Source organism: Corynebacterium sp. MSK047, assembly GCF_030232285.1.
GTDB classification, from domain to species: Bacteria; Actinomycetota; Actinomycetes; order Mycobacteriales; family Mycobacteriaceae; genus Corynebacterium; species Corynebacterium jeikeium_D.
This window is the reverse complement of sequence record NZ_JASPJI010000018.1, coordinates 1-16088: the sequence shown is the minus strand read 5'-3', so window position 1 is coordinate 16088 and position 16088 is coordinate 1. Positions and strand designations below refer to the sequence as shown.

The window sequence follows — 16088 nt, the reverse complement described above, 5'->3', positions numbered from 1 at the left end:
TGTTAATATCATGGCATGGGACAGATTAGCACATCCGAGACGCCAGCTCTAAGTGGCATTAAAGTTCTCGATCGTTCGGTACTCATTCTCAAGTCCGTTGCAGAAACTCCTCGCACCCTCGCCGAGCTCTGCGACGACACCGGCCTGCCCCGCGCCACCGCCCATCGGCTGGCCACGGCGTTGGAAGTACACCGCCTTGTCACCCGCACTCCGGACGGCCGCTGGACGACGGGCCCCGGCCTCACCGAGATCACGCCTGTCACAACCGACCTGCTTGCCGACGCCGCAGCGCACATCCTGCCGAAGCTAGTAGAGGTAACCGGAGAGTCCGTGCAGCTCTACCGTCTCACCGGCGACACCCGCACCTGCATTGCCTCCATGGAGCCCGCCACCGGGCTGCGCAACACCGTGCCGGTTGGCTCTCGTATGCCGCTGACCGCCGGCTCCGCCGCACGTGTTCTGCTGGCTTTTGGCCCGGCCAATCTCGCTGAGCGCATGCTGCCCGACGCCGACTTCAACGAACAGGATCTCGATGACTGCCGACGTCTCGGCTGGTCTGAGTCCATGGGCGAGCGCGACCCCGCACTCGCCTCTGTCTCCGCCCCGGTTTTCGACGGCAACCACCGCATGATTGCAGTCCTGTCCGTCTCCGGCCCCGTGGAGCGCATGACTCCGTCGCCCTATGAATGCTGGGGCACAAAGGTTCTTTCCGCTGCCGAGGAGATGAGCTCCCGACTGTAATGCCCGCTTACCGTCACCTTGTCCTACTTCTGTCCATGTTCGCGGCGGTCGGTTCGTCCGTCGTTCACATGGGTGTGCCTTTTCTCATCCCATCCCTGCAGGAAAACGGTTTAAGCCTCTCCGCCGCCGGTCTCGTCGCAGCAATGCCGGCGGCCGGTATTGTTTTCACACTCATCGCCTGGGGCTGGTTTGTCGACCGCTACGGCGAACGCGCAGCTCTGTTCGCAGGCTTGACTTCTACCGCCTTGACGACGGGGCTTGCGGCGCTGGCTTCGTCGTCAAGCCCGGCCCTGCTCGGGGCTGCGCTCTTCCTCGCTGGATGTGCGGCGGCGAGCGTGAATTCTGCATCCGGCCGCGTGGTGTCGGGCTGGTATCCGCCGCATCAACGCGGTACTGCGATGGGCATTCGCCAAATGGCTCAGCCCCTTGGCGCTGCACTATCAGCGGTAACCCTGCACCCTCTCGCGCAGAACTACAGCATCGGTGTCGCACTCGCGATGCCTGCAATCCTGTGCGCCGTGCTGGCGTTACTTGTGTTGATAGGCGTAAAGAATCCCCCTCGCCCTGATGCCTCGAACCCCACCGTCACGGCCAGCCCTTACCGCGACGGCAAATACCTTGTGCGCATCCATATCGCCTCGGCGCTGCTGTCCTGGCCGCAGTCGATGATGGGCGCCTACATTCTGGTGTGGCTGTTGTCCGTGGGTTATGCCGATAGCACGGCGGGCACGATTGTGATGGTCTCACAGCTGCTCGGTGCCGGATCGCGAGCACTGATGGGTGTGGTCTCCGACCGCGTTCGGTCCCGCATCCGCCCCTACCGCTGGGTCTCGGGTGCGACTTTTATCCTGGCTGTCACAATGATGATTGCCAGCTGGGCTGATTGGCGCACACTTGGCACTGTGCTGGTCTGCGCACTGGCCGTTGCCGTGGTCAGCCCGAATGGTCTTGCCTTCACCGCAGTTGCTGAATACGCAGGCCCCTTCTGGTCCGGACGCGCTATGGGTACGCAGAACACGTTCCAGAACATTATCTACGCTGCAACGCCTCCGGTTTCGGGTGCGATTGTGGCCGCTGCGGGCTTCCCCGCACTGTTTGCCGTCACGGCTCTGTTCCCCGCCGCCGCGCTGGGTATTGCGCCACGAGAAGACCAGAACCGCAACGGGAGGGTGCGGGTCGAGCTTGACTAGCTAGCTCCGCACCCACCAAACAAATCGAGCCACGCACGCGCACCAGTGCACAGCCAGCAAACACAGCAGCCCAGCGCTGATCACGTATAGCCACTGCACGCCGGTAGTGTCACCCAGACTGTGCGTACCAAGACTCAGAGTGCCCACGGGGAAGGTTGCACCCCACCAACCAGGGCTGTATCCGGCCCAACTGATTACGGCGCGGGTGAATCGTCGTAAAGCAATGGCAGCGAGGAAGACACCGACGATGAGCACAGCGGTGCCGTAAGCGACAGCGAAGGTTCGGTTGAAAAGCAGCTGCACAGCGGCCGTGGACTGACCGACCAGCCCGAGCGGAATCCAGGCAGTACCGGCGATGGAATCGGGGATGCGCATGGTGCCAGAGAACAGCGCGACGTAGCAGCGTACGAAAATCGGCAGAACGGTAATCAACGCCATCCAAAAGAGTATTTGTGCGCAGACGTGATAGAACGTGCCGTAGTCAACGCTCAGCTGCGCGCCACTTGTCGCCGCCACCATCGGGGCGACTAGCGCGAGGCCCCACTGAAAAGTTGGTTCGCCTTCGAATCCTCGCAGTTGGCGAAGGCTGACGTAGATTGCCAGCGGCGCACCGATCCACCAGGACGCCAGCTGCCACGATGAGTTACTAGCTAGCGCAGTCGCAGCACTACCGAGAGACATAATGCCCATCGCGAACATGCCCCACGGCGCCTGCAACTTCGAGTGAAAAGCCGGGTTTCGAAATCGCAACCAACCGACCACTATGAAACTGAGAATGCCACCTGCCACGACGAGAAGCAGTTCCGGAACCACCGGCACATCATGAATGTGCGTAAGCGTGGCGAAGATGGAGGTGCCCATCAGCGATCCTGCCCACGCAGGCCCGGCGGGCGCAAGCACATCACTGCAAGGAGAGTTGGTCATGCCCATACCGTATTTGTTCTTGCTGCAGTCACCGCTATCACGAAACTCTGTGAGGGGTACCATTGACGCATGTACCCCTCCGCTGTGGCCGAACTCGAAGCACTTTTCACCGTCGCCCGTGCGGGGTCGATCTCGAAGGCCGCGCGTGAGCTCGGCACCAACCAGCAGACCATGTCCGCACGCATCGCACGGGCGGAAAGAGCGCTGGGAATCACCGTCTTCGAACGCTCCCCTTACGGCGTCTCACCTACAGAAAAAGGGCAAGTGCTTATCGACGCCCTCCCAGATCTCCTCGCCGCCTGCCACAGATTTTCGGGCATTGCCGCCAGCTTGCGTTCCGACAATGTTCCCCGCCACCTCACCCTTGCGGTGTCCAACACTGTCGCTGAGCTCTACTACCCCGGCTGGGCCGCAGAGTTCCACCGGCAACATCCCGCAGTCAAACTTTCGATGGTGCAGGCAAACTCCCGTGAGGTGCGGCAACTAGTAGCCGACAGTGCGGTGGACTTCGGGCTGGTAGAGGGCGAGGCTGGTCGGCACGACCTCGAAGAACGAATCATCGGCACCGACGAATTGGTCCTCGCCGTGCCGACTGGCCATCCGTGGGCTGAGCGGGCCGAGATATCCGCCGAGGAACTGCGCGCGACGCCACTCGTTATTCGCGAACCGGGTTCCGGCAGCCGACAGGTGGTGGAAGATGCACTGGGCACTCTCACCGAACCCGCCGGAGAATTTGGCTCCCTTTCAGCACAGCGCGCTGGAATGATTGCGCTGGCAGCGCCAACAATCATCGCCCGCGGCGCAATTCGCGATCAGGTAACGCTCGGGCGCATCGTCATCGTTCCCACCGACACCGTTTTTACTCGCAACCTCAGCGTGGTTATGCGTCGTGGCAGTAAAGCTAGTGGGGACATTTCGGAATTTATCCGCATTGCTAGTCCTATACTTAGCAAGCATGAGCAATTCGAATGATGAACTCTTTTCCTCCGACCGCTACGATGCCGGTATCCAAATCCGCCGCGAGGTAATGGGCGACGAATTCGTCGATGCCGCCCTCGCCCGCAATGCTGGCTCCGACGGAGAGACCCTGCAGAAGCACATCACCGCCACAGTCTGGGGTTCTGTCTGGAGCCGCGAAGGGCTGGCCAAGCGCGATCGCTCTCTGCTCAACATTGGAATGCTCGTCGCTCTGCGAGCCACCGAGGAACTGCGCGGCCACATCAAGGGCGCCCTCGCCAACGGTCTGACCCGCACCGAGATCACCGAAGCCATCGTCCACGCTTCCGGTTACTGCGGCGCACCGGCCGCACTGTCCGCAATGAAGGTCGCGCAGGAAGTGCTCGTTGCCGAGCTCGGCCCGCTTGACGACGACGATCAGTAGGCAGCCCACGGGCTCTCAGGCCCTGGCCTCCGCATTAGTACATCAGTGATGCGGCGCAGCAGCCACGACAATGGCAGGGCGATGGCTGTGGTGACAATTGCCACTGCCAACATCGAGCCCTGGAAGGTCTGATAACCCATCAAGCTCATTACCCAGTCCATGACCAACACGTGGACGAGGAAGAACTCGTAGGAGACCTCCCCCAACCACATCAAGGCTGGATGACGAAGCCACCTTACCTCCGTACCCAGCGCAATCGGGGCCACGAATGCGCCTGCGGACAAGCCATACAGCGTGGTCTTCCACAACGCCTGGTCGACATCATCCGGCACCAAGGTTGCTGGCCCCACGTGAGTGGTTGTGGATAGGAAAAACAGGACTAGCGCTATCAGCCAGCTGGCCGCCAAATTAACGCGCCAGCCAACTTTTCGCCCGTAGGCCAGCAGCATACCGATGGCGAACCAGTCGAAATACGCCATCGGCCACAGCCGTGCCACCACCGGCAGCAGGTTTTCCCCGTGCGATAGCACAGTCCAGACCGGGCCAATGAGGCCAAAACCAATAATGATGGCCAACGTTGGACCAGGCCGTAGCCGCCCCTTTGTGATCGTCCAGATGCCAAGCCCCACCAGCGGCAATACCAAGTAGAAGCCGACTTCCACCACCATCGACCACATCTACGGCAAGCCCGGGTGAATCCAGCCGAATTGGAGCGTCTGGGTAAACGACATCGTGCGCAACCAGCCCTGTAGCCCTCCACCAGATGGTGGTGGGTCGTCTGCGGTGTGAATGAGAAAGGCCGCAGTGACCACAATCCAGTAGGCTGGCAGGACTCTCTTCGCACGGCTGGTGAAGTACTTCCGCAAGTCCGGTCGGTTCGCGGGGACGTCGTCAGGCGAACCGAGCCAGCGCCCTGTGAGCAGAACCGCACTGAGCACGAAGAAGATGGTGACACCGATTTCGAATCGACCGTTGAGGCGCCCCCACCAATCGCCGGTGTAATTGCCCGTCCAAAACGCGGCATGCGTGAGCAGGACGCCGAACGCGCCGATGGCTCGGATGCTGGTCAGCTCCGGAACGTAGGTGGACTTGGCCGAATTCATGCCAATATTTTAGGAGCGCGATCGGGTTGTCGTGCTTTTTATCTTCGGCACAATCACGAATCTCCCCACAAGCCTGCCCCCCCCCAACCTACAGATACCTCTGCACCACAGAGATTCGGGGCTTGCACCACAACAACTCCTAGCGCTACGTAAAAATGCATGACCGATGATCAACCTTTGATCAACTTCAGAAGTAGCACCGGTCATTTCACGAAAACGATCCGTCGCTCTGAGCCCCACGTACAGGAACATAGTGAGTTCGGTTGTTCTTTGGTATTCGCCCCCCCTGAAGCCATCTTTGAGCGCGGACAAAGTAAACTTAATTCAGCAAGCTTTAGCGGAAATCACCGAAGATTCAAATTCCCCTCAGAATAATGACTACTGCACAAAACGACTACGTCACTCCGGTACCTGGCCGGATTAGGATGTCACTCTCCGAAGCCAAGAATAAGTGGGTGACTCAAATGCCCGAATCACAACACAGGCTACACATTTGGGGGCAGTTTGAGACTTATCTAGCAAGGTTTGCGAAGATTGAAGAACACGCAATCAGTGAAGGTTGGATTGAGCCAACTGAGTCACTAATAACGTATCTGTGGCTGGGCGGGAGTTTCATAAGTGATAAGCCTGAGCCTGGAAATCTGGACTTCACCTTGTTTCTCAACCACAGCACATTGCAAAAAATAAAAGGAAAACCCGGAACTGGGTGGATTGGCCAAGAAGCTTTCTCAAGAAAGAAGCTAAGAAGCAGTACCGAGTTTTCAAAAATTACCCCTCTGCGAGTGGACTATTATCCGGTAAAGTCAGTTTTCAAGCTTGGTGATCTTACACAGGCTGAGCTTAGCTATCTGACGAATCGAGGTGCATGGGATGACTGGTGGCAGCGCAAAAGAAACAGCGATGATAGAGCCCCAAGCCGGTCATCGGCCGGGTCTCGACGTGGATATGTTGAGGTAATCCTGTGACTCCTGAAACTCGAAAGAAATTACTTGATCTAAGCCGAGATCACGACACATCATGGCTAAGCGCTATCGACGAAAAAAGTGACTTCGAGCAGCGCGCGCGCACGCATAGCTTCACTAACGAAATGCTTCGAGAGCAGTACGGCATCGATCCCTCATCTCCTCAGGCACTAAAAGTTCACCTCGAAGGTCCTGCCGCCGAACTCGCAGGTGTAGACAAGCCACTTGAAGCTGTTCAATCCGCTGTAACTGGTCTTTTTGCGGAAAGCCCGTTCAACATGGACCTAAAATTGACTGGCATTGAATCCGGAAGCACTGTCCTAGTATATGAACCGACTCAGCGTGACGTAGTTGAAGAAGATGTCCTTGGAGACCCTAGTGTGACTGTGTCACACTCGTCTGCTCACGCTGCTGCTGCCAAGGCCCTCGCATTTATAAAGAACATCGAGGCGCACATCGATCAGCCGGGGCAAACTGCTGCCCTTCGTCGGGCATACAAGTTGAGTCAAGAGTTGACCAAGCATAATTTAACTGCGGAATTTGCTTGGTTCTCCCACACTGGCAATGCCCGAGTGGTAGCAATCACCGAGAGTTCCGCTGAGTACCTAAATGAACTCAAGCACAAGCAACTGCCTTCCTCACAGCGAAAGGTCGTTCAGGGAATCATAGCTGCAGTAGCTTATGCGGAAGATAATCTCTATGTAGTCACTGTTCGTTCATCCCTTACAAAACGAGCACAAAAGAACGAAGTCTTCGTACAACAAAGTGCGTTCAAGAATCTCGACAAGTTCATTGGGGATTCAGTGTCGTGGGACGTCGAAACGACTAAATACATTGATGGATTTGGCTCTGAGGTTTCCGCGCGGTCTGATTATGTGTCAGATAAAGTCGATTACTCACAACATGGTCTGTTTTGACGTGTTTTGCCACTCTGTCTCATCGGACCATTGCGCAAGGGATTGGCAGACCCAAGACTCACCGAACTCCCCCCCGGTTTGGAGAGTTTTCCTTTACGACCTAGCTATTTGCCACGCCGGTAAACCATCCCCTTCCTGCTCCGCTGCGACAGCATTTTGAATCAGCCAGTGGCAGATAGCTACGCCGCAGCTCCGAGTGCCACAACTCCAGTTCGCCGTCAGCAAGACCAGATAGATCGTGCCGGAACATCAACAGGACGTCGGGGCATTGTACCCCTAATTCTTTGAGAACTTTGCGGCCTTCCTGCGCTGACCGCTCATCGTTCATGGCCGACAGGAACAAATCCTCGATGATGCCGCCGCAAAAAGAAGCCAGCTCTCAATCCTCGACCTCGGCTGTCACCCGCGCTACGATTCGCTGGGCTTGACCAGATTCATACAGTCCCGCCCAGCCGCCGAGCATGTCCCACTCGTTATGCAAAGCGCGATTCAAGTCAGTGATAAGTTCCTTGGCTCCTTGGTGGTGTTTCTCCATCAGGTCAAAGCCGATATGCGGAAGGTTGGGCCGGTATCACCGAGCTGTGAGCAGATCAATCATCGCCACTATGTCGGGTGGGAAATCGGATCGTGAGATTGTGGTTTCGGACTCGGCTCCATTGCTCCAGTAACCAGCTGATGTGAATTGTTTTGCGGGCATATGAGCTCCTGCGTCGTAGGGACAGGAATGATTACGCCGGATAGGAGCAGGATCAGCCAACCCCGCTCCGTCGAGTCAACGGAGCGCGATTAGCTTCAACAGCCGATATTAGAAATTCAGACTAGAGATATTGAGGTTCTGAGCCATGAACCCATCGATACCGCCGAGGCCCAGAGCGACGAGAATGCCGGAATCCAGCCAACTACCGAGCCATCGGATGAGCCAGAGTTGCTCGGCTCTGCGAAGACGGTCTTGGTGACGGTCGAAACCACGAGAGTCGAAGTTACCGTTGCGGGCTGAGTCTGGGTGATAGTCTCCGCGGGGAGCTGAGCGACGGTCCGGCGAACCGTCGTCGGCACAGCCTTAGTAGCCGTTGTCGTATGTATCCTGTCCTGTAAGCCAAAGCGCTTCGGGTAGTACCTCCTGAAGCTCCGCGAACAACGCATTGCCTCTTTTCTGCTTGGTCTGCGCAATCTACATAGCAGAGTTCTTTTCAAATGGCTGGAGAGCTGGGTTATTTAATTGCGCGGTAAGTTTCTCCAACGCCACCCCAACCTTTTCAAGGTCTTGATAAAGAAATACGCCTCGCGTGTAGTCATCCCAGGTATAGAGTAGTTCACGGATTGGCCCTTGAAACAATTCCCGATCCTGCACGACGAAGTTCGGTTGAATACCAAAGGCGAGTGGAGGGGTTTTGTTTGAGACTCGGATCTGCCCACTCGAACACGACTCCAACAGGTCCGTCCTGAATTACCGCAGCAAAATAAGCCAGCGGTTGACCCTGTACGTAGGTATTCCCGTCCAGTCCGATAGCGCTCGCCCTGGCGTACGTATTCATGAAACATGAAGCGGCTCTCCATCGACCATCAGCTCGCAGATTCGACTGGCTTTAAATGCATGCCCCTGAGAATCAGCTGGACGCTCTAGGCAGATCCAACAGGTCTCGATGTCACGGCGGGAAAGGGGTTCTTTTGGAGATACTTAGGAGTCATGCCTCGCATACTAGTAAGCAGCGCGGACACGGATCCCCCCCCCCCTAAACCACCCGCACCCCCACCCCGCTTGTCTCAATGAAACGGCCCAGCGTCGCCACCAAATCCCTATCCCCGAGGTCTGGTCGATGCTGATCGTAGCCCTTCAACGTCTTGATCCCCGCCGCGTAACAGGTAAACGCAGCGGGCACATAGCGGTTTATCAAGTCCACGATCCATGTCGCTTTCAGTCGGCGAATATCGGCCACATTCCTGACTCGATCTTGTTGCGTGCCGTCCTGCCCGTCACATCATCAGGCTCTCGGCTCGTCACATTGGGGCGCAGAACGTACTCATCTCGCCCTCCTTGTCCAGGTCGAGTAGGTAGACCCAGCAAGCCGTTACAGCGATCGTGCGGTCGAACAGATAGATGAGCACTCCCCGCTCGTCAACCTCGACACTTGACCACTTCAGCCCACTCATCTGCCGACTCGTCAACCCTTCGCCTAATCCCAGCGCCACGATCGTGCGTCGCTCGCAGCTGATGAACTCGTCCGTGTCCACACACCAGTCGAGTATGTCAGTTATCTCAGCTGGGGTGTACGGCGGCTGTGAGGTCGTACGGGCGTGCTTCTTGTAGATCGTCTGCCCCATCCAGCTCGGGTTGAGCGTTTCTCCGAGCCTGCGCAGCGTGGTCTTGTATACGCCCCGTGAATGGACGGAGAGATCGTCTAGCTCATCGCGGATCATCATCTCAGCGTCAAGCACGACCTCGATGCCTTGCTCATAGCCGTCCCTTTTGCACGCCACATCGATCAGTCGCGTTAGGACAGGCATGTAGCGGTTGTAGGCAATCTCGGGGTGAAGGTCGCGGTACTACTGCCCAAGGCTCACTGTGAAGTCGCGAATCGCTTCCCAGCGCGTATTGGAGATGATGGACGGTTGGTAGGTTTCGAGGGCCATGTTCGTCGGCCTTTTCTCTCGATAGATTCGAGGTAGTAGGGATGGCTTACCCGTCTACCGGGTCCAGGATCCTTTAGGCAACTCGACAGGCGTAGCTGTGGTCTCACGTACCGGCCACACGCTCGTTTCCACGAACTCTTCAATCGCCATGATGGTATCGGCTCTAGGGATCGACTCGCCGCGAACGAAGCGAGTAATCATTGTGTGCGAGACTTGCGAGCGCTCCGCCACATAGCGAACAGAGCCGTGTTTACCAGCCTCCATCTGTACGTTCTTCGCCAACAGGGGCAAGCAACGATAAACCTCGTTGCGTATATCTACAGAATCGGTATTAGGCCAGTCGGGATACATGTCCACGAGACGCTTCTATGCGGGGCATACGACCACTTTTGTTAGGCAACGGCAGTTGTGACTGATTATAGGTGCGTAGAAGCACCAGGACAACCGAAAATACCAAACTCACTGCCGTAAACTCAGTCCGCCCCAATCTCGAATCGATAAACTAAACCCAGCTATCCCCGACCAAAAGGATCACTGTGGTTGCCCTATCCCCCAGCTCGACTGACTTCGTCTTGCTTGTCTCTACGCTCGTTCGTGAACTTGCGGTAATCGATGACGAACTCGGAAAGGACCGTCGAACCAGTCCCGAGGATCAGCTCAAGACACCGATCCACAACTTCCTCATGGGCACGGCTAAGTTTATGGCGCGCAAGATCCGTGTAGTCACGGAGCACCGGCAGACCGCAGCCGATGATATTCAGGGGGTTCGACTCGACATGGCCATCAAGCGGACCACAGGTCCACTCGTCGGACACATCGAGCTCAAATCCTCGCTTAAGGGCGCAAACCCATACAAGGCTCAAGGCTGGTCAAAGCATGACAAAGCCCAATGGAAGAAACTCAAGAACCACTCCAACCTCATTTATACAAACGGCTGGGAGTGGTCACTGGTCCGTCAGGGGCTCAAGGCTCCGCTCTATCACGTAATCCTCGACGCCGACTCGCAAGGTAACGTGCCCGACAATCAGCTGGAAATTCTAGCTGAGCTTCTCACAGCGTTCCTGACGTGGAAACCAACCACTCCCTCATCTCCCCGTGCTCTGGCAGATCTCTTAGCTCCGCTAACGGCTTTCCTACGTGACAGTGTCAAGGAAGTTATTGGGGACAACGAGGATGATGCCCTTGATGGTCTGTATGCCCGTTGGAAGATCGACTTCATGCCTGGTGCGAGCAAGGCTCAGTTCGCTGACTCGTTCGCTCAGACGTTCACTTATGCTTTGTTGCTAGCTCGCGTGGAGACTGACATCCCCGCCGACGAGTTCAGCGTGAACACACTTACCCGAGGGCTGCGGCGCAATGGACACAAACTCTTGGGTTCTGTCCTAGAGCTGATGGGTCAAGAACAGTTCCGCGAGCTTGTCGAAGATCCGATTAACCTCCTAGAAGCCACCCTCGGTGCCGTTGACTCAGCGAAGTTCACCAAAGAAACGGACCCGTGGCTCTACTTCTACGAGGACTTCCTGGCCGCGTACGACCCGAAGATGCGCAAGGAATCCGGTGTCTACTACACGCCTGTCGAGATTGTCCGCGCGCAGGTCCGCCTTGTTGATTATGCAATCAGGACCCGAATCGGTCGCCCCAAGGGCCTCGGTGACGATTCGGTCAACATCCTTGACCCCGCCGCCGGCACCGCAACTTACCCGTTGGCTATCACCGAGCATGTCCTCAAAGACTCCGCAGCGCCTCAGGACGCAGCCCGCTCACTGTCGAAGCGGCTGAGTGCCTTTGAGCTACTGATGGGCCCCTACTCAGTGGCACACCTGCGCATGACCCAGGCGCTCGAAGCAACTGGTCTCGAACTCGACAAGGACGGCGTGCAGGTTCTGTTTACTAACACGCTGCTCGCCGCCGGAGACTTGTCTCAAGACTCTTCCCAATATGCGCTGTGGCATGTCGAAGCCGACCTTAGCGAAGAGTCAAAGCGAGCAGGCATTATCAAAGACAAGCAAACTCCCGTTCGTGTTATTATCGGCAACCCGCCATATAAGCGCGGAAAACGCAGAGATTCTCTTGGTACAGCGGAAATTCCCAACGTGGTTCTCCAAGACTTTGACGGCAATGAGCCGCTTATCAATGACTTCATTGCTCCGTTGAGGGCACTTGGTGCGGGCGGACAGGCTAAGAACCTCTACAACTTGTACGTGTACTTCATCCGCTGGGCACTGTGGAAAGCGTGCCAGCAAAATCCTCAGGAACCTGGCGTGGTGTCGTTCATTACTTCGTCCTCGTACCTGCGCGGCCCAGGTTTCGCTGGTGTGCGCTCCTATATGCGAAAAGTCTTTGATGAGATTTGGATTATCGATCTCGGTGGAGATAACCGAGGAGCGCGGAAGGATGAAAATGTCTTCACGATTGAGACACCAGTTGCAATCTTTGTGGGCGTACAACATCAAAACACACTCAACAAACAGACGGGGGAGTTCGTCAAAAAGCGCCATGACAATCGCATGAAACAAAAGGCGGAGATCTTTTATCGCCGAATCAACGGAACTCGCAAGGAAAAACTTGACGCACTCAACAACGTCAGCGCGCCGGATACGTCACACGAATGGATCAGGCTCGAAGACGCCGACTGGTCGGATAAGTTTGTTCCGTCCACAGCAGCTTCACTTAGCGACGGCATTCCACTGGAGTCGGTCTTCCCGTGGTATTTCTCCGGTTCAAAGGTTGGACGCAAATGGCCGATCGCGCCAACCACTGAAGCTTTGACGCGACGGATGGAAGCACTCATTGAGCACCAAAAGGACTCCGTAGGCGAGGAGATTTTTGACAACTCTCCGTCGGGTCGAAAATTCAATGAGCCTTCTAAATCTTCGATGATCCCCTCGTCAGCGGATAAATCGACAGCGATCTCTGAGGATCCATCACTACACACGATTTCAATTGAGCGCTATGGATACAGGAGTTTCGATCGTCAGTTTTGCTTTGCAGATCACAGGCTGATCGATCGTCCTGGCTCTGTGTGGCGCTACCAAGCAAGCATGAAACAAATATTTTTCGTATCTCTGTCGTCCACAGCAATCGGACAAGGACCAGCACTCACGGTGAGTCCTTACCCGGTCGATTTCGACTTCTTCAGTAATCGTGGAGCCAAAGATGTCCGTCCTCTGTACCGAGACGTCAACGACGAGTCTTTCAATCTCCTGCACTCAATTCTCCCCGTGCTAACAGATACGTACCAGCAAGCCATAACGGGACTGGAAGTGGCACAATTTGTTGTAGGTCAATTGGGCACATCTGCGTATTCTCGACGATTCGGAGATGAGCTAGCAGAATCAACCCCAACGGTGATTTTTCCTACCGACTATGCCCTATTTAAGGAAGTGGCTGAACTTGGAGCCGAGCTAGTTTTCGAGGCTACATGGGGCGAACGCGGCGGCCGCATCAATCAATTTGGTGTCCAAACCCAGACTCTGTCTCGCGGTTCAGCGTCAATCAAGCAGGTGACTCCTGCGCGTACATACCCTGAAACCTGGAGCTACGACCGCACTGCACGGGTTCTGAACGTGGGCGAACTGCAGATTATCAACGTTTCACCTGAAGTCATGGAGTTCGAAGTCTCCGGCATGCGCGTAGTTGACTCGTGGCTCGGATACAGAATGAAAGATGCACGTGGACTTTCCGACTCCTGGTTGGACAAGATTCAAGCCCACGAATGGTCGGAGGATGGCGAGCTCTTACAACTTCTCTGGCAGCTAGAATTTTTCGTAAATGCAGAGCCCCGAGCTGGGCACTTGTTGGAACGATTGATTACAGAGCCCAAGATCCCGACACGATTGTTTGGAGCCCCAAGCAAGTCTGAGAGCTCCAAGCCGAAAGAGCAACCTAGGACGCAAGCCACCCTGAATCTCGAATAGTCATGTCCACCACCCCTATCTCCGACTTCGTAGCCCAGCTGCTCTCCCATCCAAACCTGTCCCCTGGCTCGCAGGACAGTCTCGTCCTAACGGATCTCGTGACGTGGGCTGTTGAGACGCAAAGCTACGAATTGGAGAAGGAGTACGTACCCGACTGAGACATCATCAACGCTTATGCCGAGTCCCTCATCCCCGCCTACTCGCCGGGAACCGCGCAACGCCGCCGCTCTAGACTGTGAGCCATCGCCCGCATCGTCAATCCCAGCTACGTCGAACCAGACGCACTCGACCCTGCCGGACCTGACTCCGCTCCAACGCCGTATACGCCAGCAGAGATCGAGCAAAGCGTGATCTGGATGAACTACGCGGCGAATGCTGCGACCCACGTACTCAAAAACAGCTGGTGGTCTGTCTGTGCCTTGGCGCGGGTCTGAGGGCCAAGAAAGCTTCTTACCTCACGTGGGAACAGTCTACGTCGATGAGACAGGAGTGATGCTGTTCGATGTGGCTGGCCGCGCCGTACCCATGCGCCGCTTCCATGCGGCACCGTTGGCTCACGGCAAAGCCCACTACCGCCCCAATCAGTTTATTCTAGCCCGTTACCTTGAAGTCATCCCCGATAATGGGGATAGCCACTGGGCCGGGTACGGCTTCATCGCCCTGTAGTCTCAATAATCCGGAAGTGATGCCGCCCGACACCAGAGCATTCGATGACAGCTAATAGGGAGGCGACCAGAATCTCAAGGTCTCCTTGTAACGTGGGTGCGCCACCGATGTCATGACACCAGCGACCGACAAATCCACCACGTTTTCCCCCCCTAGGAGCCATCCATGTCGCCGGATATTCCCATCGACACTTTCCTTGTCCTAGATGTAGACAAATCCAAATACCACGCTTGCGCCTTAAACAAGGACGGAACAAAGGTTTTCGACAAACCGCTTCTCCAACTCGAATCAGAGTTAGCAGCACTCTTCGATGACCTTCAGGCTCACGGCACAGACTTAGTTGTTGTTGACCAACCCAACACCATCGGAGCACTACCCATTGCGGTTTCCCTATCAACACGGTTGCCAGGTCGACTACTTACCAGGCTTGGCCGCACCAAAAGCCGCGGATCCCTACCCTGAACAGGCGAAAACCGACAGGCGCGACACCTTCATCATCGCCGACACTGCACGAACAATGCCGCACACCCTACGGGCGGTTGACCCAAACAGCGAAGTACTCTCGGCCCTCAAGATGCTGTCCAGCTTTGACGATGACATTTCTCGTGACCGCACCACAACCCTCAACCGGCTACGCAGTATTATCACCCAAATCCACCCCAGCCTGGAGCGAGTTTTCACTGGCAGCACACGTACCCCCACCCCGGTACTGGACCTACTCATCCATTACAAAGGCCCGACAGGACTGAAAAAGCTGGTCGCACCCGGGTTCTGGCATGGTTATCCAGGACAAGCCACCACACCCAGACGTGCCGGTAGACAACATTTTCGTCGCACTAGCGGCACAAACTGTTACTGTTCCCGAAACAGAGGCAGCCGAGCTTGCTCTCCCGCAGCTGGCAGCCAACATTAAAGCACTAAAGGCCCAACGCGAAACTATCGCCGGCCAGCTCGACGGCATGCTGGAGGATATCCCTGCCTCCGCGGTCTTGAATCGAGTATGCCGGGAATCGGCATCAAGACCGCAGCACAAATCCTGCTTTCCATCGGTAATGGATCCGACTTCGCATCCTCTGGCCACCTGGCCGCCTATGCAGGAATTGCTCCTGTGACACGAAGATCAAGCTCATCAATACGAGGCGAGTTCCCATCCAGAACAGGAAACAAGCGACTGAAAAATACAATATTCTACTGAAGCGTTTGCTGCCATTCGAAGCCACGAAACATCCCGAACCTACTATGAACGCAATAGAGCAGAAGGCAAACGCCACAATGCGTCCTACTCATGTGCCTAGCCAGACGCAGATGTAACGTCATCCTACGCCATGCTGGGAACAAGGAATTCTACCGAGAGGCACCTACCAAACAATCAGTAGCAGTTTAAGCCGAGTAGCAATCAGGCCCACCAACACCATTTGATGGGCCCAATGACCGTGCCCCCCCCCCCAAGAGCTTCATTTAAAAATTCTGATTTTGGCTTGACAAAAACATAGGGCCCCGAAAATCCCTCGACTACGACTCCCCAGCCGAACGGAAGGCTCAATTGCTACCATCAACCGAAACATTGGAAGTGTTTCCACGGGTTAAGTAAAGAAAAGTGTGTCCGCATGCCACCATAACCCCAGACCACACACCACAAATCACCAAAGAATAGCT

The 16088-nt window shown here is 56.1% G+C and carries 14 protein-coding genes and 2 pseudogenes; 10 read left to right on the top strand and 6 right to left on the bottom strand.

Translation table 11 applies throughout. The features are described from left to right. Positions 1-15: 15 nt before the first annotated feature. Positions 16-741 (top strand): IclR family transcriptional regulator, encoded by a 726-nt coding sequence (locus QP981_RS08335; protein ID WP_069358794.1) that lies wholly within the window; start codon positions 16-18, stop codon positions 739-741. Beyond that, on the top strand, positions 741-1931 hold the full coding sequence (locus tag QP981_RS08330; protein WP_126107987.1) for an MFS transporter: 1191 nt from the start codon (positions 741-743) through the stop codon (positions 1929-1931). The genes QP981_RS08335 and QP981_RS08330 overlap by 1 nt, the downstream gene beginning before the upstream one ends. On the opposite strand, the gene QP981_RS08325 is transcribed toward QP981_RS08330, so the two are convergent. Continuing rightward, positions 1932-2855: a TDT family transporter gene (locus tag QP981_RS08325; protein ID WP_284857819.1), complete on the bottom strand. Its 924-nt coding sequence runs from the start codon at positions 2853-2855 to the stop codon at positions 1932-1934. A 69-nt stretch (positions 2856-2924) separates the two neighbouring features. On the opposite strand from QP981_RS08325, the gene QP981_RS08320 reads away from it, so the two are divergent. Both QP981_RS08320 and QP981_RS08315 read left to right on the top strand, forming a co-directional pair. Further along, on the top strand, positions 2925-3827 hold the full coding sequence (locus QP981_RS08320) for a LysR family transcriptional regulator (protein ID WP_284857820.1): 903 nt from the start codon (positions 2925-2927) through the stop codon (positions 3825-3827). After that, positions 3811-4236, top strand: coding sequence for a carboxymuconolactone decarboxylase family protein (locus QP981_RS08315; protein ID WP_049171597.1), 426 nt, complete (start codon positions 3811-3813; stop codon positions 4234-4236). The genes QP981_RS08320 and QP981_RS08315 overlap by 17 nt, the downstream gene beginning before the upstream one ends. Here QP981_RS08315 and QP981_RS08310 read toward each other — a convergent pair. Further along, positions 4230-5339 (bottom strand): annotated as a pseudogene (locus QP981_RS08310) (acyltransferase family protein). The gene QP981_RS08315 and the pseudogene QP981_RS08310 sit on opposite strands and share 7 nt — an antisense overlap. Before the next feature lie 374 nt (positions 5340-5713). Between QP981_RS08310 and QP981_RS08305 the strand changes: the two are divergent. After that, the gene (locus QP981_RS08305; protein ID WP_284857821.1) at positions 5714-6304 is read left to right on the top strand and encodes a DUF6932 family protein; all 591 of its coding nucleotides are present in this window, start codon (positions 5714-5716) and stop codon (positions 6302-6304) included. Beyond that, positions 6301-7218 (top strand): hypothetical protein, encoded by a 918-nt coding sequence (locus QP981_RS08300; RefSeq protein ID WP_284857822.1) that lies wholly within the window; start codon positions 6301-6303, stop codon positions 7216-7218. Before QP981_RS08305 ends, QP981_RS08300 begins: the two co-directional genes overlap by 4 nt. A gap of 813 nt (positions 7219-8031) precedes the next feature. Here QP981_RS08300 and QP981_RS08295 read toward each other — a convergent pair. The 4 genes from QP981_RS08295 to QP981_RS08280 form a co-directional block, all read right to left on the bottom strand. Further along, on the bottom strand, positions 8032-8274 hold the full coding sequence (locus QP981_RS08295) for a hypothetical protein (protein ID WP_284857823.1): 243 nt from the start codon (positions 8272-8274) through the stop codon (positions 8032-8034). Between the two features lie 677 nt (positions 8275-8951). Continuing rightward, entirely contained in the window at positions 8952-9155 is a 204-nt protein-coding gene (locus QP981_RS08290) for a hypothetical protein (protein ID WP_284857824.1), read from the bottom strand. A 61-nt stretch (positions 9156-9216) separates the two neighbouring features. Then, positions 9217-9723: a hypothetical protein gene (locus QP981_RS08285; RefSeq protein ID WP_284857825.1), complete on the bottom strand. Its 507-nt coding sequence runs from the start codon at positions 9721-9723 to the stop codon at positions 9217-9219. Between the two features lie 180 nt (positions 9724-9903). Then, positions 9904-10113 (bottom strand): helix-turn-helix domain-containing protein, encoded by a 210-nt coding sequence (locus QP981_RS08280; RefSeq protein WP_284857826.1) that lies wholly within the window; start codon positions 10111-10113, stop codon positions 9904-9906. Positions 10114-10385: 272 nt separating this feature from the next. Here QP981_RS08280 and QP981_RS08275 point away from each other — a divergent pair, with 272 nt between their 5' ends. The 4 genes and pseudogenes from QP981_RS08275 to QP981_RS08260 all read left to right on the top strand — a co-directional run bounded on the left by QP981_RS08275 (position 10386) and on the right by QP981_RS08260 (position 15816). Next, entirely contained in the window at positions 10386-13766 is a 3381-nt protein-coding gene (locus tag QP981_RS08275; protein ID WP_284857827.1) for a type ISP restriction/modification enzyme, read from the top strand. A 2-nt stretch (positions 13767-13768) separates the two neighbouring features. Beyond that, a complete protein-coding gene (locus QP981_RS08270) occupies positions 13769-13924 on the top strand; it encodes a hypothetical protein (protein ID WP_284857828.1) in 156 nt (51 codons plus the stop codon). 301 nt (positions 13925-14225) lie between these two features. After that, positions 14226-14432: a hypothetical protein gene (locus QP981_RS08265; RefSeq protein WP_284857829.1), complete on the top strand. Its 207-nt coding sequence runs from the start codon at positions 14226-14228 to the stop codon at positions 14430-14432. 165 nt (positions 14433-14597) lie between these two features. After that, a pseudogene (locus QP981_RS08260) lies at positions 14598-15816 on the top strand (IS110 family RNA-guided transposase). Positions 15817-16088: the final 272 nt, after the last annotated feature.

Excerpts from the sequence above, each read along its gene's own strand:
- QP981_RS08335 (WP_069358794.1), top strand. The coding sequence starts at position 16 with ATGGGACAGATTAGCACATCCGAGACGCCAGCTCTAAGTGGCATTAAA.
- QP981_RS08330 (WP_126107987.1), top strand. The coding sequence starts at position 741 with ATGCCCGCTTACCGTCACCTTGTCCTACTTCTGTCCATGTTCGCGGCG.
- QP981_RS08325 (WP_284857819.1), bottom strand. The coding sequence starts at position 2,855 with ATGACCAACTCTCCTTGCAGTGATGTGCTTGCGCCCGCCGGGCCTGCG.
- QP981_RS08320 (WP_284857820.1), top strand. The coding sequence starts at position 2,925 with ATGTACCCCTCCGCTGTGGCCGAACTCGAAGCACTTTTCACCGTCGCC.
- QP981_RS08315 (WP_049171597.1), top strand. The coding sequence starts at position 3,811 with ATGAGCAATTCGAATGATGAACTCTTTTCCTCCGACCGCTACGATGCC.
- QP981_RS08305 (WP_284857821.1), top strand. The coding sequence starts at position 5,714 with ATGACTACTGCACAAAACGACTACGTCACTCCGGTACCTGGCCGGATT.
- QP981_RS08285 (WP_284857825.1), bottom strand. The coding sequence starts at position 9,723 with ATGCCTGTCCTAACGCGACTGATCGATGTGGCGTGCAAAAGGGACGGC.
- QP981_RS08280 (WP_284857826.1), bottom strand. The coding sequence starts at position 10,113 with ATGGAGGCTGGTAAACACGGCTCTGTTCGCTATGTGGCGGAGCGCTCG.
- QP981_RS08270 (WP_284857828.1), top strand. The coding sequence starts at position 13,769 with ATGTCCACCACCCCTATCTCCGACTTCGTAGCCCAGCTGCTCTCCCAT.